At 72.3% G+C, this 24,625-nt stretch carries 22 protein-coding genes and 4 pseudogenes; 3 read left to right on the forward strand and 23 right to left on the reverse strand.

The features are described from left to right. Positions 1–21: 21 nt before the first annotated feature. Positions 22–1,719, reverse strand: coding sequence for an NAD(P)/FAD-dependent oxidoreductase (locus ASC82_RS20095; RefSeq protein WP_056649850.1), 1,698 nt, complete (start codon positions 1,717–1,719; stop codon positions 22–24). Positions 1,720–1,779: 60 nt separating this feature from the next. Further along, the gene (locus tag ASC82_RS20100; protein ID WP_056649852.1) at positions 1,780–2,586 is read right to left on the reverse strand and encodes a carbon-nitrogen hydrolase family protein; all 807 of its coding nucleotides are present in this window, start codon (positions 2,584–2,586) and stop codon (positions 1,780–1,782) included. Positions 2,587–2,877: 291 nt separating this feature from the next. On the opposite strand from ASC82_RS20100, the gene ASC82_RS20105 reads away from it, so the two are divergent. After that, positions 2,878–3,444 (forward strand): hypothetical protein, encoded by a 567-nt coding sequence (locus ASC82_RS20105; protein ID WP_056649856.1) that lies wholly within the window; start codon positions 2,878–2,880, stop codon positions 3,442–3,444. 81 nt (positions 3,445–3,525) lie between these two features. On the opposite strand, the gene ASC82_RS20110 is transcribed toward ASC82_RS20105, so the two are convergent. Further along, positions 3,526–3,981 (reverse strand): Lrp/AsnC family transcriptional regulator, encoded by a 456-nt coding sequence (locus ASC82_RS20110; protein ID WP_015032260.1) that lies wholly within the window; start codon positions 3,979–3,981, stop codon positions 3,526–3,528. 10 nt (positions 3,982–3,991) lie between these two features. Then, positions 3,992–5,482 carry an amino acid permease gene (locus ASC82_RS20115; protein ID WP_056649859.1) on the reverse strand — a complete coding sequence of 497 codons (1,491 nt, stop codon included), beginning with the start codon at positions 5,480–5,482 and terminating at the stop codon, positions 3,992–3,994. A gap of 368 nt (positions 5,483–5,850) precedes the next feature. On the opposite strand from ASC82_RS20115, the gene ASC82_RS20120 reads away from it, so the two are divergent. Then, positions 5,851–6,846 (forward strand): GDSL-type esterase/lipase family protein, encoded by a 996-nt coding sequence (locus tag ASC82_RS20120; protein WP_056649862.1) that lies wholly within the window; start codon positions 5,851–5,853, stop codon positions 6,844–6,846. Positions 6,847–7,293: 447 nt separating this feature from the next. Here ASC82_RS20120 and ASC82_RS20125 read toward each other — a convergent pair whose 3' ends face one another. The 7 genes from ASC82_RS20125 to fmt form a co-directional block, all read right to left on the reverse strand. Then, the gene (locus ASC82_RS20125; RefSeq protein ID WP_056649865.1) at positions 7,294–8,736 is read right to left on the reverse strand and encodes a GuaB1 family IMP dehydrogenase-related protein; all 1,443 of its coding nucleotides are present in this window, start codon (positions 8,734–8,736) and stop codon (positions 7,294–7,296) included. A 105-nt stretch (positions 8,737–8,841) separates the two neighbouring features. Beyond that, on the reverse strand, positions 8,842–9,174 hold the full coding sequence (locus ASC82_RS20130; RefSeq protein ID WP_056649868.1) for a barstar family protein: 333 nt from the start codon (positions 9,172–9,174) through the stop codon (positions 8,842–8,844). After that, positions 9,171–9,599, reverse strand: coding sequence for a ribonuclease domain-containing protein (locus tag ASC82_RS20135; RefSeq protein WP_056649873.1), 429 nt, complete (start codon positions 9,597–9,599; stop codon positions 9,171–9,173). The genes ASC82_RS20130 and ASC82_RS20135 overlap by 4 nt, the downstream gene beginning before the upstream one ends. Before the next feature lie 56 nt (positions 9,600–9,655). Further along, positions 9,656–10,705, reverse strand: a complete 1,050-nt coding sequence (locus ASC82_RS20140; RefSeq protein ID WP_185909493.1) for a sugar-binding domain-containing protein — start codon at positions 10,703–10,705, stop codon at positions 9,656–9,658. 121 nt (positions 10,706–10,826) lie between these two features. Further along, positions 10,827–11,510 carry a ribulose-phosphate 3-epimerase gene (gene rpe, locus ASC82_RS20145; RefSeq protein WP_056649876.1) on the reverse strand — a complete coding sequence of 228 codons (684 nt, stop codon included), beginning with the start codon at positions 11,508–11,510 and terminating at the stop codon, positions 10,827–10,829. A gap of 162 nt (positions 11,511–11,672) precedes the next feature. Beyond that, a complete protein-coding gene (locus tag ASC82_RS20150) occupies positions 11,673–13,085 on the reverse strand; it encodes a transcription antitermination factor NusB (RefSeq protein ID WP_056649878.1) in 1,413 nt (470 codons plus the stop codon). Between the two features lie 104 nt (positions 13,086–13,189). After that, positions 13,190–14,122, reverse strand: coding sequence for a methionyl-tRNA formyltransferase (gene fmt / locus ASC82_RS20155; RefSeq protein WP_056649880.1), 933 nt, complete (start codon positions 14,120–14,122; stop codon positions 13,190–13,192). A gap of 273 nt (positions 14,123–14,395) precedes the next feature. On the opposite strand from fmt, the gene ASC82_RS20160 reads away from it, so the two are divergent. Beyond that, entirely contained in the window at positions 14,396–14,914 is a 519-nt protein-coding gene (locus ASC82_RS20160; protein WP_056649883.1) for a hypothetical protein, read from the forward strand. Between the two features lie 81 nt (positions 14,915–14,995). On the opposite strand, the gene ASC82_RS20165 is transcribed toward ASC82_RS20160, so the two are convergent. The 12 genes and pseudogenes from ASC82_RS20165 to ASC82_RS20210 all read right to left on the reverse strand — a co-directional run bounded on the left by ASC82_RS20165 (position 14,996) and on the right by ASC82_RS20210 (position 24,564). Further along, positions 14,996–17,125, reverse strand: coding sequence for a primosomal protein N' (locus ASC82_RS20165; protein ID WP_056649887.1), 2,130 nt, complete (start codon positions 17,123–17,125; stop codon positions 14,996–14,998). Positions 17,126–17,218: 93 nt separating this feature from the next. Further along, on the reverse strand, positions 17,219–17,521 hold a 303-nt coding region (locus tag ASC82_RS30085), incomplete at its 5' end, for a methionine adenosyltransferase domain-containing protein (RefSeq protein WP_206779221.1). 1 nt (position 17,522) lies between these two features. After that, a pseudogene (locus tag ASC82_RS30090) lies at positions 17,523–18,185 on the reverse strand (methionine adenosyltransferase domain-containing protein); the annotation flags it as partial. Between the two features lie 12 nt (positions 18,186–18,197). Further along, positions 18,198–18,671: pseudogene (locus ASC82_RS31420) on the reverse strand (methionine adenosyltransferase); the annotation flags it as partial. 31 nt (positions 18,672–18,702) lie between these two features. Further along, positions 18,703–19,027 (reverse strand): annotated as a pseudogene (locus ASC82_RS31190) (methionine adenosyltransferase); the annotation flags it as partial. A 1-nt stretch (position 19,028) separates the two neighbouring features. Then, a pseudogene (locus tag ASC82_RS31195) lies at positions 19,029–19,369 on the reverse strand (S-adenosylmethionine synthetase N-terminal domain-containing protein); the annotation flags it as partial. A gap of 298 nt (positions 19,370–19,667) precedes the next feature. Continuing rightward, positions 19,668–20,879 (reverse strand): bifunctional phosphopantothenoylcysteine decarboxylase/phosphopantothenate--cysteine ligase CoaBC, encoded by a 1,212-nt coding sequence (gene coaBC, locus ASC82_RS20185; RefSeq protein WP_056650798.1) that lies wholly within the window; start codon positions 20,877–20,879, stop codon positions 19,668–19,670. Positions 20,880–20,981: 102 nt separating this feature from the next. Further along, positions 20,982–21,254 (reverse strand): DNA-directed RNA polymerase subunit omega, encoded by a 273-nt coding sequence (rpoZ, locus tag ASC82_RS20190; protein ID WP_017242218.1) that lies wholly within the window; start codon positions 21,252–21,254, stop codon positions 20,982–20,984. A 64-nt stretch (positions 21,255–21,318) separates the two neighbouring features. Then, positions 21,319–21,906, reverse strand: a complete 588-nt coding sequence (gene gmk, locus ASC82_RS20195) for a guanylate kinase (protein ID WP_056649890.1) — start codon at positions 21,904–21,906, stop codon at positions 21,319–21,321. 49 nt (positions 21,907–21,955) lie between these two features. After that, positions 21,956–22,279, reverse strand: coding sequence for an integration host factor (locus tag ASC82_RS20200; RefSeq protein WP_030204477.1), 324 nt, complete (start codon positions 22,277–22,279; stop codon positions 21,956–21,958). A gap of 342 nt (positions 22,280–22,621) precedes the next feature. After that, entirely contained in the window at positions 22,622–23,458 is an 837-nt protein-coding gene (gene pyrF, locus ASC82_RS20205; protein WP_056649893.1) for an orotidine-5'-phosphate decarboxylase, read from the reverse strand. Next, positions 23,455–24,564 (reverse strand): quinone-dependent dihydroorotate dehydrogenase, encoded by a 1,110-nt coding sequence (locus tag ASC82_RS20210; protein WP_056649896.1) that lies wholly within the window; start codon positions 24,562–24,564, stop codon positions 23,455–23,457. The genes pyrF and ASC82_RS20210 overlap by 4 nt, the downstream gene beginning before the upstream one ends. Positions 24,565–24,625: the final 61 nt, after the last annotated feature.

Consider the following 24,625-nt stretch of genomic DNA (forward strand, 5'->3'; position numbering starts at 1 on the left):
GGGGACGGGTCCTCCGGCGGATCAGTCCTCCGGCAGCTCGACCGGGGCGATCTCCTCGTAGACGTCGCCCGGGCCCGGGTTGGTGGCGTCGGTGCCGCCGCCGAAGTGGTGCATCACGCCCCACACCGCGTTGAGCGCCGTCTGCACCGCGCCCTCGGCCCAGCCGGCCGTCCAGGAGATGTCGTCGCCGGCGAGGAAGATGCCCCGCTTGTCCTCGGGCAGCCGGTCCTGCATGAAGTGCGTGAACAGGCGGCGCTGGTAGCGGTAGTGGCCCGGCAGGTTCGCCTTGAAGGCGCCCATGAAGTACGGCTCGTTCTCCCAGGAGACCGTCACCGGGTTGCCGATGATGTGCTTCCGGATGTCGACCTTCGGGTAGATCTCGCCGAGCGACTTCAGCATGACCTCCATCCGCTCGTTGGCGGAGAGCGGCAGCCACTTAAGGCTGTCGTCGCACCAGGTGTACGAGAGGCAGATGGTGGCCGGCTTGTCCGGGCCGTCGTCCAGGAGGTACGTGCCGCGGGTCATCCGGTCGGTCAGCGTCATCGACATGACGTCGCGGCCGGTCTCCTCGTCCTTGTCCAGCCAGAACGGCCGGTCCACGGGCACGAAGAGCTTCGAGGACTCCATGTAGTGGGTGCGCTCGATCGCCGTCCAGTGGTCGATCGGGAAGAGCGAGTCGTCACAGGCGATCTTGGAGAGCAGCATCCAGGACTGGGCGGTGAAGATCGCCGCTTGGTACGTACGGATGTCGCCGGAGGCGTCGGTGACGGTGATCCGGTTGCCGGCGGTGCGGTTCAGCCGGGTCACGGCCGGCTTCGGGGCGCCCTCGTGCAGGGAGCTGAGCGAGGTGCCCGGCGCCCAGTGGACGATCTTCTGCGGCTCGCGCTCCCACAGGCGCAGCGGCAGCTGCTGCGAGCCGCCCACGATGCCCCGGTGGTGGTCGTCCGCCTCGGTGTAGACGACGCGGAGGATCTCCAGGATGGAGTTGGGGAAGTCGGTGTCCCAGCCGCCGGTGCCGAAGCCGACCTGGCCGAAGATCTCGCGGTGCCGGAAGGACTTGAAGGACTCCGACTCGCAGAGGAAGCCGTAGAAGGTCTGGTTGTCGAGCTTCTCGACGAGCTTCGACCAGATCTCGCGGATGCGCGGGACGTCGCGCTCGCGCATGGCCTGGTTCATGTCGGAGAAGTCGGCGCCCTCGTCCAGACAGGCGTTCCACGCGTTCATCACGTCGCGGTAGACCTGCGGGAGGTCGTCGACGGTGGTGGCGTAGTGCGACTCGCCCTTGAGGTCGACGACGGTCGACGGGGTCGACTCGGCCAGCGGGTTCGGGAAGGGCGTGGTCTCCAGGCCGACGAGGTCGATGTAGTGCTGGAGCGCCGTCGAGGACGGCGGGAAGCGCATCGCGCCCATCTCCGCGGTGAGGCCCTCGGTGGCGGTGCCCTCGAAGCCCACGGTGCGCAGGCGGCCGCCGATCTGGTCGGCCTCGTAGACGACGGGCTTGAGGCCCATCTTCATCAGCTCGTACGCGGCGATGATCCCCGAGAGGCCGCCGCCGATCACGGCGACCTCGGTGCCGTGCTCGGTGGCCGGTATCTGGCCGAGCCCCGCCGGGTGGGCCAGGAAGTCGTCGTACGCGTACGGGAAGTCCGGGCCGAACATGGTGATGGGCGGCTGGCCGTCGCTGTGGGGGACGGCGGTCGTGGGCACCGTGGACGTCATGGGGTACGGACTCCTTGCGCGGAAAGGTGAGGCAGGTCGGGAAGGCGGAGGGCCGGCGGCTCAGACGAGGGGGCCGTAGAGGCCCGGGCGCCGGTCGCGGAGGTAGGGGTTCTCTGCGCGGGAGGCCGCCAGGAAGTCGGGGTCGACGTCGCCGATGACGAGGTCCTCACCGCGCCCGGCCCGGGCCCGGGCGGTGCCGTCGGGGCCGGCGAGGGCGGAGAGGCCGACGAACTCGAAGGCGCCCTCGGGGCCGGTCCGGTTGGCGTACGCGATGTAGAGCTGGTTCTCGAAGGCACGGACCGGCACCACGGACAGGGGCACGATCTCGGCGGGGTGCATCAGCGCCGTCGGTACGAGGAGGAGGTCCGTACCGGCCAGCGCGTGCGCCCGTACGTTCTCGGGGAACTCGACGTCGTAGCAGATCATCATGCCGACGGTGATGCCGTCGATCTCCGTCTGGACGACGGCCTGGTCGCCGGCGGTGAACCACTGCAGCTCGAAGTCGCCGAAGAGGTGGGTCTTGCGGTAGTGCGCGAGCGGGGCGCCGTCGGCGCCGATGAGCTGCGCGGAGTTGTAGAGGACCCCGTGGCGCTCGGTGTCCCGCTCCGGGTAGCCGTAGCCGACGGCGAGGCCGTGGCGCACGGCGATCGCCGCGACGGCGCGGGCGGAGGGGCCGTCGGCCGGCTCGGCCAGGCGCGCGATGTCGGCGCCGATGGCGTAGCCGGTGAGGAACAGCTCGGGGGCGAGCAGCACGCCCGCTCCGGCGGCTGCGGCGCGGGCGGCGGCCTCGTCGAGGATCTTGAGGTTGGCGGCCACGTCACCGAGCTCGCCGGAGCTCTGGAGCAGGGCGGTGCGCAGCGCGGGCATGCGTGATCCTCGGGGGGTCGAAGTACAGGGGGAAGACGTCAAAAACGGTACGGTTTCGCACTCCGTCGGGACAAGACGGCAGCGTTGCGGACCGACCAACGAACCGTTGCGCGATCGCCCCGGGCGGCGGCGATTCGTTGCGTACGGCTCCGCCCGGGGTCGTAGGGCTCCCCGCCGCACGGCGGAGACGAGGACCGTTCTGCGGCCCGACGTCCCGGCGCGGTCCGCGCGGAAGAGTTGTCCTCGTCCGGAAGACCTGCCGGACGACCTGCCGAGAGGACCGGGAAAGCCATGAACCGCCGTACCAAGACCGTCGCCGTCGCCGCCGCCGTCCTGCTCACCCTGGGAGCCGGGGGCATCGCCGCCGCCTCGGCGGACGACGCTCCCGCCCCGGCCGCCGCCACGGCCACCGTCAAGGAGGCCGCCGCGCTGACCGGCACCGCGAAGCTGTACCGGCCGGCCGGTGACGACATCACCTTCACCTTCGACGCCCATCTCGCCGACAAGGACCAGCAGGATCCGCAGAAGGCCACCGGCACGTTCCGCTTCAGCCACTACAAGGGCGACTGGGGCGGCTACGCGGAGGTGAAGGTCGACTGCCTGGCCACGGGCGGCAAGGTGGCCGTCGTGTCCGGCGTCGTCACCAAGACCGACGTGAAGGAGTTCCGGAAGGCGCGCGTCGGGGTCACCGTGCACGACGACGCCAACGGCGACCGGCTCGGCTACACCTGGATGACCGCCGACCCGCAGAAGGACAAGGTGCAGCCGTGCCTCAGCGGCGCGCCGTTCGAGAAGGTCAAGGAGGGGACGGGCGACTTCAAGGTCACGCCGTGGGAGTTCGTCTACCCGACCGAGTAGACCGCCCCACGGGGGTGGGCGGCGAAGAGGCGGTGCGGGAACCACGGCCCGCACCGCCTCGACAGTCCACACCGCGCGGGTCTACGCGGGCGAGCCCGAGGAGAAGCGCCGCAGCAGCGGCGAGAGCACCAGGACGGACTTGGTGCGCTCCACGAAGGGCTCGCCCGCGATCCGCTCCAGGACGCGCTCGAAGTGGCGCATGTCCGAGGCGAAGACCTGGACGACGGCGTCCGCGTCACCGGTGACGGTCGACGCGGACACCACCTCGGGGTACCGCTCCAGACCTCGCCGGATGTCGTCCGGCGAGGTGTTGTGGCGGCAGTAGATCTCGACGAAGCCCTCGGTCTCCCAGCCGAGCGCCGCCGGGTCCACCCGTACGGTGAATCCGGTGATGGCGCCCTCGGCCCTGAGCCGGTCCACGCGCCGTTTCACGGCGGGTGCGGAGAGTCCGACGAGCGAGCCGATGTCGGCGTAGCTGCGGCGGGCGTCTTCCGCGAGGGCGTGGACGATGCGTTCGTCGAGGTCGTTGAGTCGCACTACGGGTGGATCACTTCTCTGTCGATGCCGCTGATTCTGCGGGCGCCGCGGTGGCCAGTCGGGAGCGGCGCATTCCGTACAGGAAGTAGAACACGAGCCCGGCGGCCATCCAGCAACCGAAGACCGTCCAGGTGGTGGCGCCGAGGCTGAGCATGTTGTACACGCAGAAGCCGAAGCCGAGGACCGGGAAGAGCCAGCCGAGCGGGACGCGGAAGGTGCGCTTCATGTCGGGGCGGGTCTTGCGGAGGATGACGACCGCGATGTTGACCAGGGCGAAGGCGAAGAGGGTGCCGATGCTGGTGGCGTCGACGAGCTCGCCGAGCGGGATGGCCGCCGCGAGGACACCGCAGAAGACCGAGACGATCACGGTGTTCACCCGCGGGGTGCCGGTCTTGGGGCTGACCTTGCCGAAGACCTTCGGGACGAGGCCGTCGCGGGACATGGCGAAGAGGACGCGGGTCTGGCCGTAGAGGACGGTCAGGACGACGCTCGCGATGGAGATGACGGCGCCGGCGGCGAGCAGCGTGCCCCAGAAGGCCTGGCCGCTCACGTCGTTCATGATCGCGGCGAGGGAGGCCTCGGAGCCCTCGAAGTCCTTCCAGTTCCACGCGCCGACGGCGACGGCGGCGACGAGGACGTACAGGGCGGTGACGATGATCAGCGAGAGCATGATCGCCCGCGGCAGGTCGCGCTGCGGGTTCTTCGCCTCTTCACCGGCGGTGGAGGCGGCGTCGAAGCCGATGTACGAGAAGAAGAGGCTGGCACCGGCGGCGCTGACCCCGGCCATGCCGAGCGGCATGAAGTCCGAGTAGTTGCCGGACTTGAAGCCCATGAAGCCGATGGTGCAGAAGAGCACGAGCGCGGCGATCTTCACCACGACCATGATCGTGTTGGCGCGGGCCGACTCCTTCGCGCCGCCGAGCAGGAAGACCATCGCGAGCAGGACGACGATCAGGGCCGGCAGGTTGATGATGCCGCCCTCGCCGGGCGCGGAGGAGAGCGCGTCGGGGATGGTGACGCCGATGGTGCCGTCGAGGAGCTCGTTGACGTACTCGCCCCAGCCGACGGCCACGGCGGCGACGGAGACGCCGTACTCCAGGACCAGGCACCAGCCGCAGACCCAGGCGACGAGTTCGCCCATCGTTGCGTACGCGTACGAGTAGGACGAGCCGGCGACCGGGATCGTGCCGGCCAGCTCGGCGTACGAGAGGGCCGAGAAGAGCGCGGTGAGACCGGCGATCACGAAGGCCAGGGTGACGGCCGGGCCGGCCTGCGGGACGGCGTCGCCGAGGACGACGAAGATGCCGGTGCCGAGCGTGGCACCGATGCTGATCATGGTCAGCTGCCACATGGAGAGCGAGCGGCGGAGGCTGCCGCCCTCACCCTGCCCACCCTCCATGACCAGGCGTTCCACCGGCTTGCGCCGGGTGAGTGCGCCGAGCGCGGAGGTCTTGGGGGTGGTCGATTCGACGACCGGTGGGGCTGCGCCGTGGTCCAGCACTGCGGAGGCTCCTTATCGCTGCCTGTAGGCGGTGGGACGACCACGGCGGCACGCGGGCATGCCGAAGCAAGCCCACGGGGGGAGGGGAACCGCCGAGCAGGCGGTCGCCGCCACTCCTGGTACGGGGCACGAGCCTAAGGGGAGGTGGTTCGCACTCGTAATGCAGGGTTGTTGCGCACTGCCGGATGATCATTGCGCGCTCGCGGCACAAGCGGGGAAACATTGCGCGCCCCTGCATGAATCGGCACATTGGGGTCTCCGGTGGGTGTCTCCGAGGGCCTCCGCACGCGCGGGTGCACGTGCCTTGACTCCTCGTGCCCGATGACCCACGCTGCGAGCCCCCGGCAACCCCACGATCGGAGGCCTCGGTGGGCTGGCTCGCCCCGGCGCCCTTCCTGCGCGGCACGGCCTGGCTCGACGGGGACCGGCCGGTACGGGCCGACCCGACCGATCTGGAACGGCTCCCGTGGGACATCGCCGAGCGGGCCGCGCTGCCCATCGGCGTACGCGTCGAGTTCACGGCGGAGCCCGGGACGCGCGCGGTGGAGCTGCGCTACCGGGCGGCCGTCCCGGAGCCGGACGACCCGCTCGCGGCCCTGCGCCACTGCTTCGCGCTCTGGCAGGGCCGGCGGCTCGTCGGCGAGACCTGCGCCGTCCCCGCGCCGGAGGGCACGGTCAGCCTCCCGCTGCCCCCGTGCGGCGGTGTCTTCACCGTCCACCTCCCGGAGGGCCAGTCACCGGTCCCGCTCGCCCTGCGGGCCGTCGGCGGCCGCCTCTCCCCCGCCCCGGCCCGGCCCCGCTGGCTCGTCCACGGCGACTCGATCACCGAGGGCTGGTGGGCGACCCGCCCCGCGCACTCCTGGCCCGCCACGGCGGGACGGCTGCTCGGGCTCGACCCGGTCAATCTGGGGTACGCGGGCGGGGCGCGCGGCGAGCTCCCGCTGGCCGAGCACCTCGCGCGGCTCCCGGGCGAGGTGGTCACCCTCGCCTTCGGCACGAACTGCTGGTCCCGGGTGCCCGCGACGGCCGACTGGCTGTACGCGACGGTCCGGGCCTTCGTCGGCCTGGTCCGCCGGGGCCACCCGGCCGCGCCGCTCCTGATCGTCTCGCCCGTCCTGCGCCCGGAGGCCGAACACACCCGCAACGCCCTGGGAGCCACCCTCACGGAGCTCCGCAGGGCCATGGAACGCGCGGCCCACGACCTGGCGGCCGAGGGCGACCCCCACCTCCTGCTCCTCCCGGGCCGCTCCCTACTGGGCCCGGAACACCTGGCGGACGGCCTGCACCCGAACGACCGGGGCCACGCCAGAATCGCGACGGCGGTGGCGGAAACCTTGCGGGGATCCTTGAACCCGCCCCAGTGAGGGCCCCCGCGTTGGCCCGCGCCCCGCAGGCCGGTACCCCCCGTGTGGGCAATCGTCCCGCTGGGCGGGACGGGTGGGCACACGGGACGGCGCCCTTCGCGGCGCCTCCGCCTTCTGCGCCTGGACCGCACCCCCCGTACGCCGCACACGGGGTGCGGGTCAGGGCGCGGAAGCCTAGGCCCGGCAAGGGGCGCCGTCCCGTTGTGCCCACCCGTCCCGCCCCGGCGGGACGCATGCCCACAACGGGGGGTGCTGCCCAGGACGACGGCGGTCCGAAACGGAGGGGCTGGGCATTCCGGGGCCCCGGTCCGGTGGCACGACGGGCCGGGGCGCCGCCCAGCACGGCGGAGGTCCGCAGCGGGGGGGGCCGCCCCGCACCGGGCCAGAAAACGCCGTGGGCCCCCAGGAAGAGTCCCAGGGGCCCACGGCGTGGCGAAACGGCAGGTGCTAGCTCCAGCTGGCGTGCAGCGGCTTGCCCTCGGCGTAGCCCGCGGCGGACTGGATGCCGACCACGGACTTCTCCTCGAACTCGGCGAGCGAGCCCGCACCGGCGTAGGTGCAGGAGGAGCGGACGCCCGCGATGATCGAGTCGATCAGGTCCTCGACGCCCGGACGGGTCGGGTCGAGGAACATGCGCGAGGTGGAGATGCCCTCCTCGAACAGCGCCTTGCGGGCGCGGTCGTAGGCGGACTCCTCGCTCGTGCGGTTCTTGACGGCGCGCGCGGAGGCCATGCCGAACGACTCCTTGTAGAGCCGGCCGTTGGCGTCCTGCTGGAGGTCGCCCGGGGACTCGTACGTCCCGGCGAACCAGGAGCCGATCATCACGTTCGACGCGCCGGCGGCGAGCGCCATGGCGACATCGCGCGGGTGCCGGACGCCACCGTCGGCCCAGACGTGCTTGCCGTACTTCTTCGCCTCGGCGGCGCACTCCAGGACGGCGGAGAACTGCGGCCGGCCGACGCCGGTCATCATGCGGGTGGTGCACATGGCGCCGGGTCCGACGCCGACCTTGATGATGTCGGCGCCCGCCTCGATGAGGTCCTTGACGCCCTCGGCGGCGACGATGTTGCCCGCGACGATCGGGACCTGCGGGTCGAGCGCCCGGACGGCCTTGATCGCGGCGATCATCGATTCCTGGTGGCCGTGCGCCGTGTCGATGACGAGCGTGTCCACGCCCGCGTCGAGGAGCTGCTTGGCCTTGCCCACGAAGTCGCCGTTGATGCCGACGGCGGCGGCGATGCGCAGCTTGCCCTCGGCGTCGGTGGCGGGGGTGTACAGGGTCGCGCGGAGGGCGCCCTTGCGGGTGAGGATGCCGACCAGCTTGCCGTCCTTGTCGACGGCCGGGGCGTAGCGGCGGTTGGCGTGGTCCAGCGTGTTGAACGCCTCGCGCGGCTCGATGTCGGCGTCGAGGAGGAGCAGGTCCTTCGACATGACCTCGGACAGCTGGGTGAAGCGGTCCACGCCGGACAGGTCGGCGTCGGTGACGACACCGATGGGGCGACGGTGCTCGTCGACGACGACGCCGGCGCCGTGGGCCCGCTTCGGCAGCAGGGAGAGCGCGTCGGCGACGGTCTGGTGGGGCTCCAGGACGATCGGGGTGTCGAGCACGTGGTGGCGGCTCTTGACCCACGAGATGACGTCGGTGACGACCTCGATCGGGATGTCCTGGGGGATGACGACCAGGCCGCCGCGTCGGGCGACGGTCTCGGCCATGCGACGGCCGGCGATGGCGGTCATGTTGGCCACGACGAGCGGGATCGTCGTCCCGGTTCCGTCCGGCGAGGAGAGGTCCACCGCCTGGCGGGAACCGACGGCCGAGCGGCTCGGCACCATGAACACATCGTCGTACGTCAGGTCGTAGGGCGGCTTGACGTCATTGAGGAAACGCACGTGCTGACATCCCAGTCGTTCGGATCGGCCCCTAGGCATTTCAGCCAGGGGAAAAAGCACGTAGTTCATTGTCCCACGTCAGTACGAATACCAGCCCCGGGCGATTCATCCGAGGCTTGCGGGAGGAGCTTCGTCGGATCCTACGAAGCCCTCCCCCAGGGCGAGGAGGACGGTGAGGTGACCGGGGCGCTCGTCGACCGATGTGGCGAAGACGTCCTGGGCGGTCTGCCACTCGCGGGGGCGCGTTCTGGCGTATCCCTGCCAGCCGGTGACGACGAGGGTGACGGGCGCGGGGAGGTCGGTGAGGCAGTCGGCGAGGGCGTCCCAGTTCCGGCCGAACCACGCGGGCAGCTCCAGGGCCACGGCGCACCGGTCCATGAGGGCGGCCTTGTCCGTGACGCCGGCCAGGTCGAGGACGACGGCGTCGGCGAGTCTCATCCGAGCACCTCCCGGAAGCTCTCGTAGTGGTCGTCGGTCCAGTAGATCTCGCCGTCCCGCCCGGTGACGATCCGGCGCGCCCCGCGGTCGCGCTCGCCGGGGGTCTTCACGGTGTACTCGCGGTAGTAGCCGCGTTCCTTGCGGGGCAGGAGCCGCTCGAAGTTCGAGAAGACGGCGCCGTCCTTGGCGTACGGGTAGGGGCCGCCGCGCGCGATGAGGCCGAGCGTCCTGCGTGCCTCGGACGGCAGGTCCGCGGCCCGTACGGTGGGCAGCCCCGAGGTCCCGGTGGCGTCGGCGGCCGGTGCGGAGGTCGCGGGGGCCGCGGCGGTCGACCCCGTGGAGACGGTGTCGCTCGCGGCGGAGCATCCGGCCAGGAAGACGCACAGGACGAGCGCGAGGAGTACGCGAAGGGGCCGGAGCAACATGTCCCGAACATACCGTTACGGGATGGCTCCAGCCCCTGAAATCGCGTGGCGTCGGCTCAGCTGCCGTCGGGGTCCGTCCGGTCGAGCGCCGGGTGCGTGCCCGGGCTGGACTCGGTCAGGAGGTAGTCCGCGGCGGCGCGGTCCGTCACCAGGCTGGTGACGAGCCCGGAGCGCAGGACCGCCCCGATGGCCGCCGCCTTGCGCTGCCCGCCGGCGATCGCCACGACCTCGGGGATGCGGCGCAGCCGGTCCGCCTCGACGGTGATGCACCGCTCGCCGAGGTCGCGGCCCACGCGGCGGCCCTCGGCGTCGAAGAGGTGGGCGGACATCTCGGCGGCGACGCCCAGCGAGGCGTAGTGGGCGCGCTCCGCGTCGGAGAGCATGTCGTGCACGGTCGAGATGCCGGGCTCCCAGGAGCCGATGGAGACGCAGGCGACCGTCACCTTGTCGAAGTACTCGAAGGCCCGCGCGATGCCGGTCTGGCTGCGCAGCGCCGCCGCGGTCGCCGGGTCCGGCAGCAGCATGGGCGCGTAGATCGGGTGCGCCTCGCCGCCGGAGACCTGGGCGGCGCGCCGTACCGCCTCGACCGAGCCGCGCTCGGCGGTCCCGGCGTCGTACACGCCGGTGAGCTGCACGACCGTGCAGGGCGGCAGCCGGTCGAGCGCCGCCGCCATGTGGATGGTGGAGCGGCCCCAGGCGAGGCCCAGGACGTCGCCCTCGGTGACCAGCTCGCCGAGCAGGTCGGCCGCGACCTCGCCGAGGTTCTCCGGGTCGGGCGACTCGTCCTCGCCCTCCGCGGGGGATTCGACGACGACGGCGTGGCGGAGTCCGTAGCGGGCGCGGAGCGCGTCGGAGCGCTCGGCGTCCAGCTCGGCCGGCACGCGGATCTCGATGCGTACGAGGTCGCGCTCCAGGGCGGTCTCCAGGACCCTCGCCACCTTGAAGCGGCTCACGCCGAACTCCTCGGCGATCTGGATCTTGGACTTGCCCTCCAGGTAGAAGCGGCGCGCCATGGCCGCCGCCTGCACCAGCTCCGCGGGGCCCATCCGCAGGGCTGACCGTCCCGCCGACATACCGGCCACCGCGATCTCCTCACTGCTGTTCACGTACCGCTGTTCACATACGGCTGTCGTTCACACTCTGGACTCGCCGTTCATCCTGTCAGATCCGGCGGGCCTTGATCAGTCCTGTCGGCGGCCCGACGGACCGCGTTCATCCGGCGGAGGCTCAGTGGCCACACGCCCACGCGGCGGAGGCCGTCGCGGCCTCCGCGCGGGCCCGCAGCGAGGCGACGGCGGCCGCCGGGTCCGCCGCTCCGTAGACCGCCGAGCCGGCGACGAACACGTCGGCGCCGGCCTCGGCGCACCGCTCGATGGTGGATTCGGCGACCCCGCCGTCGACCTGGAGCCACAGCTCCAGACCGTGCTTCGAGATCAGCTCACGGGTGCGGCGGATCTTGGGCAGCATGATGTCGAGGAAGGCCTGGCCGCCGAAGCCCGGCTCGACCGTCATGATCAGCAGCATGTCGAGCTCGGGGAGCAGGTCCTCGTACGGCTCGATCGGCGTGGCCGGCTTGAGCGCCATCGAGGCCCGCGCGCCCTTGGCCCGGATCTCCCGCGCGAGCCGCACGGGGGCGGCCGCGGCCTCGACGTGGAAGGTCACCGATCCGGCGCCCGCCTCCACGTACTGGGGTGCCCAGCGGTCGGGGTCCTCGATCATGAGGTGGCAGTCGAGCGGCGTCCCCGTCGCCCGGGAGAGCGACTCGACGATCGGCACCCCCAGCGTCAGGTTGGGGACGAAGTGGTTGTCCATCACGTCGACGTGCAGCCAGTCGGCGCCCTCGACGGCCTTCGCCTCCTCGGCGAGCCGGGCGAAGTCCGCGGACAGGATGCTGGGGTTGATCTGCGCCATGTGCCAAGCCTCCCACGTTCTTGGGCACTTCTTTGCCGCTCGGCGGTTTCGGATCCGGTCCAGACCAATTTCGGTACGAAGCGACGAGCCCTGGACCGGGACGGACCGGGAGAATGCGGTCAGATGATCGAAGGGGCGGGCGCCCCCCGGGGGCGCCCGCGGTCAGGCCGTGCGGCGCAGCAGCGCCAGATACATGGCGTCCGTACCGTGCAGATGCGGCCAGAGCTGGATGTCCGGACCGTCGCCGAGCGCCGGGACTCCGGGCAGCAGCGGACGGGCGTCGATCAGCTCGGCGCCGCCGACCTTCTTCAGGACGTCGTCGACGACCACGCGGGTCTCGGCCAGGTGCGGCGAGCAGGTCGCGTACCCGACGATCCCGCCGACGCGCACGGCCCGCAGCGCCTCGGTGAGCAGTCCGCGCTGGAGCGGGGCGAAGCCGTCCAGGTCCTCGGGACGCCGGCGCCAGCGGGCCTCGGGACGGCGGCGCAGCGCGCCGAGACCGGAGCAGGGGACGTCCATCAGGACCCGGTCGAAGGAGCCGGGGAGCCACGGCGGGCGGGTGCCGTCGGCGGCGATGACCTGGTAGGGGCCGGGGTTTCCGGCGAGGGCGCGCTCGACGAGGCGGGCGCGGTGCGGCTGCTTCTCGGAGGCGAGGAGGGCGGCGCCGCGCTCGGAGGCGAGGGCGGCGAGGAGGGCGGCCTTGCCGCCGGGTCCCGCGCAGCCGTCGAGCCAGCGGGCGTCGGACCCTTCGATCGGCGCGTTGGCCAGGGCGAGGGCGACGAGCTGGCTGCCCTCGTCCTGGACGCCGGCCCGGCCGTCCTTGACCGCGTCGATGGCGCCGGGCTCGCCGCCCTCTGCCATCCGGAGGGCGTACGGGGACCAGCGGCCCGGCAGCGTCTCGGTGGCCGCGGCGAGCTCCTCGGTGGTGGAGCGGCCGGGGCGGGCGACGAGGGTGACCTCGGGGCGCTCGTTGTCGGCCTCCAGGAGGTCCTCGATGCCGGCGCGGCCGCCGCCGAGGGAGTCCCAGAGCGCCGAGACGACCCAGCGGGGGTGCGAGTGGACGACGGCGAGGTGGTCCTCGGGGTCCGCGTCGTACGGCGGGGCGACCTGGGCGACCCAGGCGTCGAGGTCCTGCTGCGAGATCTTCCGCAGCACGGCGTTCACGAACTTGGCCCGCCCGTCGCCGAGCACCACCCGGGCCAGCTCGACGCTGGCGGAGACGGCGGCGTGGGTGGGGATCCGGGTCCCGAGCAGCTGGTGGGCGCCGAGCGCGAGCACGTCGAGCACGGGCGGGTCGACCTCGCGCAGCGGCCGGTCGATGCAGGCGGAGATGATCGCGTCGTACGTGCCCTGGCGGCGCAGCGTGCCGTAGACGAGTTCGGTCGCGAGGGCCGCGTCGCGCCCGTCGAAGTCGCCCTTCTCCCGGGCCTTCTTGAGCAGCGGCGGCAGTACCAGGTTCGCGTAGGCGTCGCGCTCGTCCACCGCCCTCAGCGCCTCGAAGGCGAGCATCCGGACGGGGTCCTTCTGGGGCCTCCGGTAGGGCTTGTGGGGACGGCGGCGTGCCTGCTCGCTCAAAGGTGCTCCGGGTGACGAAATGAAGAGGTCGAACCCCCCAAGCCTACGTCCGCCGCGGCCGCGCCCGCGCCCGGGGCGCCGCCGTGCCCCGGGCGCCCTCCGCCTTAAGCGCCGAGGCGCTCGCCGGGGGCGATGCGGACGCCGCGGGCCCAGTCGGCGGCCTTCATCGGCTTCTTGCCCTGCGGCTGGACCCAGAGGAGCTCGACGGCGTACGAGCCGGTGCCCGCGTAGACGTTGTTCTTGCCGACCGCGAGCTCGCCGGGGGCCAGGTCGGTGCGGTCCGGGAGGGGGGTGACCTGGATCAGCTTGAGGCGCTCGCCGCGGAAGACGGTCCAGGCGCCGGGGGCCGGGGTGCAGCCGCGGACCACGCGGTCGACCCGCAGGGCGGGGGCCGCGAAGTCGACGTGCGCGTCCTCGACCTGGATCTTCGGGGCGAGGGTGATGCCCTCGACGGGCTGCGGGACGGCGTGCAGGGCCCCGTCCTCGATGCCGTCCATGGTCGCGGCGAGCAGTCCGGCGCCCGCGAAGGCGAGCCGGGTCAGCAGGTCGCCGCTGGTGTCGGTCGGGCGGATGTCCTCGGTGACGACGCCGTAGACCGGGCCCGAGTCGAGGCCCTCCTCGATGAGGAAGGTGGAGGCGCCCGTCACCTGGTCGCCCGCCATCAGGGAGTGCTGCACGGGCGCGGCACCGCGCCACGCGGGCAGCAGCGAGAAGTGCAGGTTGACCCAGCCCCGCGCGGGGATGTCGAGGGCGACCTTGGGAAGCAGCGCGCCGTAGGCGACGACCGGGCAGCAGTCCGGGGCGATCTCCCGGAGCCGGGCGAGGAAGTCCTCGTCGCGGGGCCTGGCCGGCTTGAGGACCTCGATCCCGGCCTCCTCGGCCCGCTGGGCCACGGGACTGGCGACGAGCCGCCTGCCGCGTCCCGCCGGGGCGTCCGGCCGGGTGACCACGGCGGCCACCTCGTGCCGGCCGGAGGCGAGCAGGGCGTCCAGGGCGGGAACGGCGACCTCGGGGGTGCCTGCGAAGACGAGCTTCATGGGTGGCGGCTGCCTGTCTGTCCGGGGGCGTTGCGAGCGACGCACCAGTCTAGGTCGTGTCGTCAGGGGGCTTCATGTGGGCCGAGCCCGGCCCGGCCGCACGAAGCCCCCTGGGGGCGTACGTGCGGACGAGCGCCCCGCGCATATGCGTGTACGCCCCCGCAGCGTGACCCAACTCCCGGTGGCGCGTTGGTCAAGAGAGATTGACCGAATCGGGTCGCCGTTCCCCCCTGCGGCCCGCCCCCTTTACACGCCGGTTCGAGAGGCTTTCACATGGCCGACCACGCAACCCACGACGCCCAAGCCCGGGCGAGTCTGCACCTGTTGGTGCGGGACATCGAGCGGGTCCGGCGGCAGGTGGACGCACTGCGCACGCTCACGGCCCAGCTGGGCAATGTCTACCGCCCCCGCCGCTCCGGCCCGTCGACGGGCTTCGTCGTCTACGGGCGCGCGCCCGCCCCGACCGTCCGCCTCGCCCAGGAGCTGCGGGACAGCGTCGAGACCCTGGTGACCGCGGCGGTCGACTTCGACCGCTCGCTCGGCTTCTCGTGGGACGCGGTCGGTTCCGCGCTCGGTGTCACCAAGCAGGCCGTCCACCGCCGTTACGGCGCCCGGCGCGCGCCCCAGCCGGGCCTCGCCGTGGAGCAGGACCACCCCACGGAGCCGAGTGTGCCCCGCCCGCTTCCCTCGGTGCCCGCCGCCCGCTCGATGCCGCCGCAGCCCACCTCGGGCAGCGCCACCCTCCGCGAGGACCCGCGCCCGTCGGCCTTCCCCGGCCCGCGCAACGGCTGACCCGTTCCCCCGCCGACGGCCGCCGCCCCCTGAGGGGCGGCGGCCGTCTCGCGTGCCGGTCGCTTCCGACCGCGCCTGCCGTCAGCCGATGTCCGGCGGGTCCACGCGGATCCGCACCGGCTCGCCTCCGCCGCGTGCGAGCCCGGTCGCCCTCGCCACCTTGAGGGCCGCCGCCAGGGCCGCCCCGCTGCCGGGCGGCACCCGGACCAGGGCCCGTTCCCACTGCTCGCCCGCCGGCGGATCGCCGGGGCGGCGCGGTCCGCCGGGGCGGACCACCGGCAGCGGCACCGGACCGAGGACCTCCGCGTCGCCGGGCAGCCCGGCCGCCGCCAGGAACCCCTCGACCGCGTCGGCCGGACCGGACACCGCCGCCATCCGGGAGACCGGCGGGAAACCCAGCTCGGCCCGCTCGGCCAGCTCTCGCTGGGCGTGCCCGACCGGGTCCCAGCGGACGAGCGCCTGCACCGGCCGGAGCGTCGGCTCGGCGACCACGACGACCGTGCCGCCCTCTGCCTGGCCCCGCACCAGCGAGGCCGCGTCGATCCAGCGGCGCAGCGCCTCCTCGCCCGCCCGCAGGTCGGGCCTGCCGAGCATGGCCCAGCCGTCGAGCAGGAGCGCGGCCGCGTAGCCGCCTTCGGCGACGGGTTCGGCGCCGGGGGTGGAGACGACGAGCGCGGGGCGCCCGGGCACGCTGTCGAGGATGTGGTCGCGCCCCGAGGTCCGTACCGGCACCGCGGGGAACGCCCGGCCGAGCTCCTCCGCCGTGCGCCGCGCGCCGACGACCTGGGCCCGCAGCCGGTTCGAGCCGCAGGCCACGCAGTGCCAGTCGGGGGCGCCGCGCCCGCACCAGCCGCAGCGCAGCCCCTGCTGCTCCGGGGCCTCCAGGGGCCCCGCGCAGTGCCGGCAGCGGGCGGGCGTCCGGCAGCGCTCGCAGGCGAGCCGCGGTACGTATCCGCGCCGGGGCACCTGGACGAGCACCGGCCCGGTCTTCAGCCCTTCCCGTACGGCCTGCCAGGCCAGCGAGGGCAGCCGGGCGGCGCGCGCGGCCTCGTCGCGGGCCAGCTCGCCGTCGCCGACGGTACGGATCAGGGGGGCGGCCCTGCGAACCTGCTCGCGTCCGGCGACGAGGGCCTTCGCCCAGCCGGACTCCACCAGCTGGGCCGCCTCGACGGTGCAGCTCGTGCTGCCGAGGAGGAAGGCGCACCGGTCGTGGGCGGCGCGCAGCAGCAGCACCTCGCGCGCGTGGGGCTGCGGGGCGTGCGGCTCGCTGTGGCTGCCGTCGCCGTCGTCCCAGATGACGGCGAGCCCGAGGTCCCGTACGGGGGCGAACATCGCGGCCCGGGTGCCGACGACGGCCCGCACGGAACCGCGCCGGACGGCGAGCCACTGCCCGTACCGCTTCTCGGGGCCCGCCTCGGCCGTGAGCAGGGCGTGCCGGCCCGGCCCCAGGACCTCGGTCAGCGCCGCGTCGACCCGCCCGGCCGCCCGGCCGTCGGGTACGACGACGAGGGCGCCCCGGCCGGAGGCGAGGGTCGCGGCGACGGCCCGGGCGATCTCCTCCGCCCAGTGAGGTCCCGGGAGCGCGTTCCACACGGCCCGGGGCGCGCCGCCGCGCGCGAGGGCGTCCAGGAAGGCGGGCCCCTGCTCGTACCGCGTCCAGCTCCCCGGCTCCGGGGGCTTCGGCGGCGGCAGGGGGTCCGGGGAGGTCCGGCCCTCGGCGCGGGCGCTGCGCGGCGGCACGGCGAGCTGGAGGACGTCGGCGAGGCTGCCCGCGTACCGGTCGGCGACGGCCCGGGCGAGGCCGAGGAGCTCGGGGCCGAGCACCGGCTCGGGCGAGACGACGTCGGCGAGGGCCGCGAGGGGCCCGGAGTAGTCGGAGGTGGCCCGCCGCTCGACGAGGAAGCCGTCGATCAGCCGCCCGCCCTCCCGGCGCCCGTTCCTCACCTGGTGCGCGCCCGCGCCGAAGCGAACCCTGACGCGGACCCCGGGCCGGGCGGCGTCGTCCAGCTCCTCGGGGACCGCGTAGTCGAAGAACTGGTCGAGGTGGAGCGACCCCTTGTTCACGACGACCCGGGCGACGGGCAGCTCCTTGGCCAGCGCGGCCCCTCGCCAGGTCCGCGGCTTGGCCTTCGGCACGTTCGCCTTCCGCACGGTCTCCCGAATGAGCGCGAGCTGCTCGGGCCCGTCGGAATTCTCCTTCTCGCTGCTCACAGCCCCATACCTACCAGACGCCACCGACAGTCGGGCAGACGGAAGCCCGGCACCCCCAAGGGGTACCGGGCTTCCGTCACGTACAGCCGGGGATTACAGACCGGCGGCCTTCTTCAGGGCGTCCACGCGGTCGGTGCGCTCCCAGGTGAAGTCCGGCAGCTCGCGGCCGAAGTGGCCGTAGGCGGCGGTCYGGGAGTAGATCGGGCGGAGCAGGTCGAGGTCGCGGATGATCGCGGCCGGGCGCAGGTCGAAGACCTCGCCGATGGCGTTCTCGATCTTCTCGGTCTCGACGGTGTGGGTGCCGAAGGTCTCGACGAAGAGACCGACGGGCTCGGCCTTGCCGATCGCGTAGGCGACCTGGACCTCGCAGCGCGAGGCGAGGCCCGCGGCGACGACNGCCGTAGGCGGCGGTCCGGGAGTAGATCGGGCGGAGCAGGTCGAGGTCGCGGATGATCGCGGCCGGGCGCAGGTCGAAGACCTCGCCGATGGCGTTCTCGATCTTCTCGGTCTCGACGGTGTTGGTGCCGAAGGTCTCGACGAAGAGACCGACGGGCTCGGCCTTGCCGATCGCGTAGGCGACCTGGACCTCGCAGCGCGAGGCGAGGCCCGCGGCGACGACGTTCTTCGCGACCCAGCGCATGGCGTACGCGGCCGAGCGGTCGACCTTCGACGGGTCCTTGCCGGAGAAGGCACCGCCGCCGTGACGGGCCATGCCGCCGTAGGTGTCGATGATGATCTTGCGGCCGGTGAGGCCGGCGTCGCCCATCGGGCCGCCGATCTCGAAGCGCCCGGTCGGGTTCACGAGCAGGCGGTAGCCGTCGGTGTCGAGCTTGATGCCGTCCTCGACGAGCTGCGCGAGCACGTGCTCGACGACGAACTTCCGCACGTCGGGGGCGAGCAGCGACTCCAGGTCGATGTCCGAGGCGTGCTGCGAGGAGACGACGACCGTGTCCAGGCGGACGGCCTTGTCGCCGTCGTACTCGATGGTGACCTGCGTCTTGCCGTCGGGGCGCAGGTACGGGATGGTCCCGTTCTTGCGGACCTCGGTGAGGCGGCGCGCGAAGCGCCCGGTCGGGTTCACGAGCAGGCGGTAGCCGTCGGTGTCGAGCTTGATGCCGTCCTCGACGAGCTGCGCGAGCACGTGCTCGACGACGAACTCGCGGATGTCGGGGGCGAGCAGCGACTCGAGGTCGATGTCGGAGGCGTGCTGCGAGGAGACGACGACCGTGTCCAGGCGGACGGCCTTGTCGCCGTCGTACTCGATGGTGACCTGCGTCTTGCCGTCGGGGCGCAGGTACGGGATGGTCCCGTTCTTGCGGACCTCGGTGAGGCGGCGGGAGAGCCGGTGCGCGAGGTGGATGGGCAGCGGCATCAGCTCGGGCGTCTCGTTCGACGCGTAGCCGAACATCAGGCCCTGGTCGCCGGCGCCCTGCTTGTCGAGCTCGTCCTCCTCGTCCCGCCGGGAGGCACCCTCGACCCGCTTCTCGTACGCGGTGTCGACACCCTGCGCGATGTCCGGGGACTGCGACCCGATGGACACCGACACGCCGCAGGAGGCGCCGTCGAAGCCCTTCTTCGACGGCCTTGTCGCCGTCGTACTCGATGGTGACCTGCGTCTTGCCGTCGGGGCGCAGGTACGGGATGGTCCCGTTCTTGCGGACCTCGGTGAGGCGGCGCGAGAGGCGGTGCGCGATGTGGATCGGCAGCGGCATCAGCTCGGGCGTCTCGTCCGAGGCGTAGCCGAACATCAGACCCTGGTCGCCGGCGCCCTGCTTGTCGAGCTCGTCCTCGTCACCCTCGACGCGCTTCTCGTACGCGGTGTCGACACCCTGCGCGATGTCCGGGGACTGCGACCCGATGGACACCGACACGCCGCAGGAGGCGCCGTCGAAGCCCTTCTTCNCGCTTCTCGTACGCGGTGTCGACACCCTGCGCGATGTCCGGGGACTGCGACCCGATGGACACCGACACGCCGCAGGAGGCGCCGTCGAAGCCCTTCTTCGAGGAGTCGTACCCGATCTCGAGGATCTTGTTGCGGACGAGGGTGGGGATGTCCGCCCAGGCCTTAGTGGTCACCTCGCCGGCGACGTGGACCAGGCCGGTGGTGATCAGCGTCTCGACGGCGACGCGCGAGGTGGGGTCCTCTCGCAGCAGTGCGTCGAGGATGGTGTCGCTGATCTGGTCAGCGATCTTGTCGGGGTGACCCTCGGTGACGGACTCCGAGGTGAACAGACGACGGGACACAACGCTCCCTGGGGTTGCAGCGGCTGCTGGCTACTCGTGACGGACCGGCAGGGGGCTGCGCCCCGCGACGTTCCACGAACAGTCTATCGGTCGAGCTCGGGCAATGGACCAGGTGTCTCGCCTGGTGAATGGTCGGTGGTGACCGAAACCGGCGTCCTGCCCGGCGGAAGAGCCCCTTCCAGTGGGGCGCAAATCACTCGGGAATCACTCGCGAGTCGGCGTTTCCCACCCCGCGAAACGCTTCCGCAGGGTGACATCGCGCCAAGATCGAGCTCGTCCCGGCCTCCCGCGGAATCCCTCAGACGGCGGGACGCAGAAGGGGCAGGACCAGGTCCCAGACCGTCTCGGCGAGCGCTTCCTTCGGCCCGTACGGGACGGGCGTCTCGGCGCCGTCCGCCGCGAGCACGACGGCCTCGTTCTCCTCGGACCCGAAGGTCTTGCGCTCCCCCACCTCGTTGACGACGAGCAGGTCGCAGCCCTTGCGGCGGAGTTTCTCGCGCCCGTTGGCGAGGACGTCGTCGGTCTCCGCGGCGAAGCCGACGACGACCTGGCCCGGCAGCGCGCGATCGGCGGAGAGCTCGGCGAGGATGTCGGGGTTGCGGACGAGCTCGACGGTCGGCGCTCCCCCGTCGTCCTTCTTCTTGATCTTCCCGGAGGCGTAGACGGCCGGGCGGAAATCGGCCACGGCCGCGGCCATCACCACGGCGTCGGCGTCGCCCGCCGCCTTGAGGACGGCCTCGCGGAGCTGGAGGGCGGTGCCGACGTGGACCACGTCGACCCCGGCCGGGTCGGGGATGCCGGTATTGGCCTCGACGAGCGTGACCCGGGCCCCGCGCGCGGCGGCGGCCCTGGCGAGGGCGTACCCCTGCTTGCCGGAGGAGCGGTTGCCCAGGTAGCGGACGGGGTCGAGGGGCTCGCGCGTGCCACCCGCGCTGACCACGACATGGCGCCCGGCGAGGTCGGGGACGGTGACGCCACGCGCCAGGATCCTGCGGCAGACCTCGAAGATCTCGGCGGGGTCGGGCAGCCGGCCCTTGCCGGTGTCGACGCCGGTGAGGCGGCCGACGGCGGGCTCGATGACCACGGCGCCGCGGCGGCGCAGGGTGGCCACGTTCTCCTGGGTCGCCGGGTGCTCCCACATCTCGGTGTGCATGGCGGGGGCGAAGACGACGGGACAGCGCGCGGTGAGCAGCGTGTTGGTGAGGAGGTCGTCGGCGAGGCCGTGGGCGGCCTTGGCGAGCATGTCGGCGGTGGCGGGGGCGACGACAACGAGGTCGGCGCCCTGGCCGATCCGTACGTGCGGCACCTCGTGGACCGACTCCCACACCTCGGTCGAGACGGGGTGCCCGGAGAGCGCGGACCAGGTCGCCGCGCCGACGAAGTGGAGGGCGGAGTCGGTGGGCACGACCCGCACGTCGTGGCCCGACTCGGTGAGCCGGCGCAGCAGCTCGCACGCCTTGTAGGCGGCGATGCCGCCGCTGACCCCCAGAACGACCTTCGGCTTCGTCACCACTGCTACTACCACTCCCCGCACTCGGATGCGTACGACTCCATGAGACACCAAAGGCCCGGCGGTTGTTCCGCCGGGCCTTCGGTGACAATCGTTACGTGCTTACTGAGCCGGGCCCTCGATGGCCTCGGACGTCAGCAGACCCGCGTTGATCTCCCGCAGGGCGATCGAGAGCGGCTTCTCGTGGACGTGGGTGTCGACGAGCGGACCCACGTACTCCAGCAGGCCCTCGCCGAGCTGGGAGTAGTACGCGTTGATCTGACGCGCGCGCTTGGCCGCGTAGATCACGAGGCTGTACTTCGAGTCGGTTGCCTCGAGCAGCTCGTCGATCGGCGGGTTGATGATGCCCTCGGGCGCAGTCATGGAAGAGGACACGCTCTACCTTCCGAAGATGGAAAAAAGATCAGACGGACACTGTGGTGTCTGGGGGCCCGCGGCCTCAGCCGCGATTGTCCGGGTCCCCAGAAGACAGCAGCATCAACGTTAGCAGCTCGCGGGCGACGTCCTCGACGGAGGTGTTGACGAGCGTGGTGTCGAACTCCGATTCGGCGGCCAGCTCGACCTTCGCGGCCGCCAGCCGGCGCTCGATGACCTCGGGCGACTCGGTGCCGCGGCCGGTGAGCCGGCGGACCAGCTCCTCCCAGCTCGGCGGGGCCAGGAAGACCAGCTGGGACTCGGGCATCGAGTCCTTCACCTGGCGGGCGCCCTGGAGGTCGATCTCGAGGAGTACGGGCTCCCCGGAGTCGAGGCGGTCCAGGACCGCGCCCCGCGGGGTGCCGTAGCGGTTGCCCGCGAACTCGGCCCATTCGAGGAGCTCACCATTGGCGATCAGCTTGTCGAACTCGTCGTCCGTCACGAAGAAATAGTGGACGCCGTGCTTCTCGCCGGGGCGGGGCTTCCGTGTCGTGGCCGACACCGAGAGCCAGACCTCGGGGTGGACCTTGCGCATATGAGCGACGACCGTGCTCTTGCCGACCCCTGAGGGGCCGGAGAGCACGGTCAGCCGCGGACGTACCTCTGCTGCCATGCAGCGATTATTCCAGCTTTACCGGTGTGCCCGGGACGCGCGTCCCGGATCAGGCGCCGGTGCTGCCGAACTCGCGCTCCAGGGAGGCGATCTGGTTGGAGCCGAGACCACGGACACGGCGGCTCTCGGAGATGCCGAGGCGCTCCATGATCTGCTTGGCACGGACCTTGCCGACGCCGGGCAGGGACTCGAGCAGCGCGGAGACCTTCATCTTGCCGATGACGTCGTTCTCCTGCCCGGTCTTGATGACCTCGTGGAGCGAGGCGCCGGAGTGCTTGAGTCGATTCTTGACCTCGGCCCGCTCCCGGCGAGCCGCGGCGGCCTTTTCGAGCGCGGCTGCGCGCTGTTCAGGGGTAAGGGGCGGAAGAGCCACGCCTACGTCACCTCGGATGTCGATCTGTCGGATACGGACCGGTGAGGAACCCAGCGCCCCACACCAGTGGAGCAACGTGCAACGGAGTGGCCGTTGAACGCCTGCTCTGCTCCGGAGACTAGCGGCCGAGGCCGCTCCAGTCAGCGAGAACAGCGGAAAAGTCCTGGTCAGCATCGACCGACCAGGACTTTTCCGGCATAACGACCCGGTTTTGAGCCAAGTTTTCGTCAAGTAGCGAGACGCTTGGTGAGACGGTTCCTCTCACGGACCCGTTTCCGGGCCGTTTCGACGGGCCGATCGGCTCCCACCTGCGGATTGACCGCGAGCCCGCCGAGAACGCGGTTACCCGCCGACGGCCGCGCGGATCTCGTCCGCGTACCGGTCCGCCGAGGCCCGCAGGGCGGACACGTCGGGACCGTGACGGAGAACACCCCGACTGACGTTCGGGACGACGTTGCGGACCGCGGCGCCGAAGACGGCGGGGAGGTCGGCCGGGGTCGCGCCCTGGGCGCCGATGCCGGGGGCGAGGAGCGGGCCGTTGATGTCCAGGTCGAAGGTGGACAGGTCGCCGAGCGTGGCTCCGACGACCGCGCCGAAGGAGCCCATGGGGGTCTCCCCCGCGTTCTCCTCGGCGAGGTGCGCCAGCATGGTCGCGCCGATCGTGCGGCCGTCCTCGCGCACGGCCCGCTGGACCTCCGCACCCTCCGGGTTCGAGGTGAGCGCCAGGACGAAGAGACCGGCGCCGGACTCCCGGGCCAGGTCGACGGCCGGCTTCAGGGAGCCGTAGCCGAGGTACGGGGAGACCGTCAGCGCGTCGGAGAAGAGCGGGGAGTCCTTGCGCAGGAAGGCCTCGGCGTACGCGGCCATCGTGGAGCCGATGTCGCCGCGCTTGGCGTCCATGACGACCAGCCCGCCCTCCGCGCGCAGATCGGCGACGGCGCGCTCCAGGACGGCGATGCCGCGCGAGCCGAAGCGCTCGAAGAAGGCGGCCTGCGGCTTGAAGACGGCGACGGTGCCGGCGAGCGCCTCGACCACCGTGAAGGTGAAGCGCTCCAGGCCGGCGATGTCGTCGGTCAGGCCCCAGGAGTCGAGCAGCGCGGCGTGCGGGTCGATGCCGACGCAGAGCGGGCCGCGCTCGTCCATGGCGGAGCGCAGTCGGGTGCCGAAGGAGAGTGTCACTTGGCGGCCTTTCGGGAGTCGGCGCCGACGGCCTCGGCGAGGGTGGCGTACGGAGAGGCGGCGAGGCGGGCCGCGAGGCCCTTGTGGATCGCGCGGGCGTAGAACGGGCCCTCGTAGATGAAGGCGCTGTAGCCCTGGATCAGGGTGGCGCCGGCGAGGATCCGCTGCCAGGCGTCCTCGGCGTTCTCGATGCCGCCGACGCCCACGAGGACCAGTCGGTCGCCCACGCGCGCGTGGAGGCGGCGCAGGACGGCCAGGGAGCGCTCCTTGACGGGCGCGCCGGAGAGGCCGCCGGTCTCCTTGATCAGAGCCGGGTCGGACGTCAGGCCGAGGCCCTCGCGCGCGATGGTGGTGTTGGTGGCGATGATGCCGTCGAGGCCGAGCTCCAGGGCGAGGTCGGCGACCGCGTCGACGTCCTCGTCGGCGAGGTCGGGGGCGATCTTCACCAGGAGGGGGACGCGGCGGTCGGTGACCGCGCGGTCGGCCGCTTCCCGTACCGCCGTGAGCAGCGGGCGGAGGGACTCGGTGGCCTGGAGGTTGCGCAGCCCAGGGGTGTTCGGCGAGGAGACGTTCACGACCAGGTAGTCGGCGTGCGCGGCGAGGCGCTCGGTGGACTTCACGTAGTCGGCGGCGGCCTCGGCCTCCGGGACGACCTTGGTCTTGCCGATGTTGACGCCCACGACGGTCCTGAAGACCGGCACGCGCGCGTGCAGGCGGTCCGCGACGGCGGCGGAGCCCTCGTTGTTGAAGCCCATGCGGTTGATCAGGGCGCGGTCCGGGACCAGCCGGAAGAGGCGCTTCTTGGGGTTGCCGGGCTGAGCCTCGCCGGTGACCGTGCCGATCTCGACGTGGTCGAAGCCGAGCATCGCCATGCCGTCGATGGCGACGGCGTTCTTGTCGAAGCCGGCGGCGAGGCCGAAGGGGCCGTGCATCCGCAGGCCGAGGGCCTCGGTGCGCAGCTCCTTGTAGCGGGGCGCCAGGACGGCGGCGACGAAGGTCCGGAGCACGGGGATGCGGGCGGCCGTACGGATCCAGCGGAAGGCCAGGTAGTGGGCCTTCTCGGGGTCCATGCGCTTGAAGACCAGGTTGAAGAAGAACTTGTACATGCGGGGAGTCCAGGTGTGCTCATGAAGAGGGGGACACCGCGGTGTCTCCGGTGTCCCCCCT

Source organism: Streptomyces sp. Root431 (assembly GCF_001426585.1).
GTDB lineage: Bacteria > Actinomycetota > Actinomycetes > Streptomycetales > Streptomycetaceae > Streptomyces > Streptomyces stackebrandtii.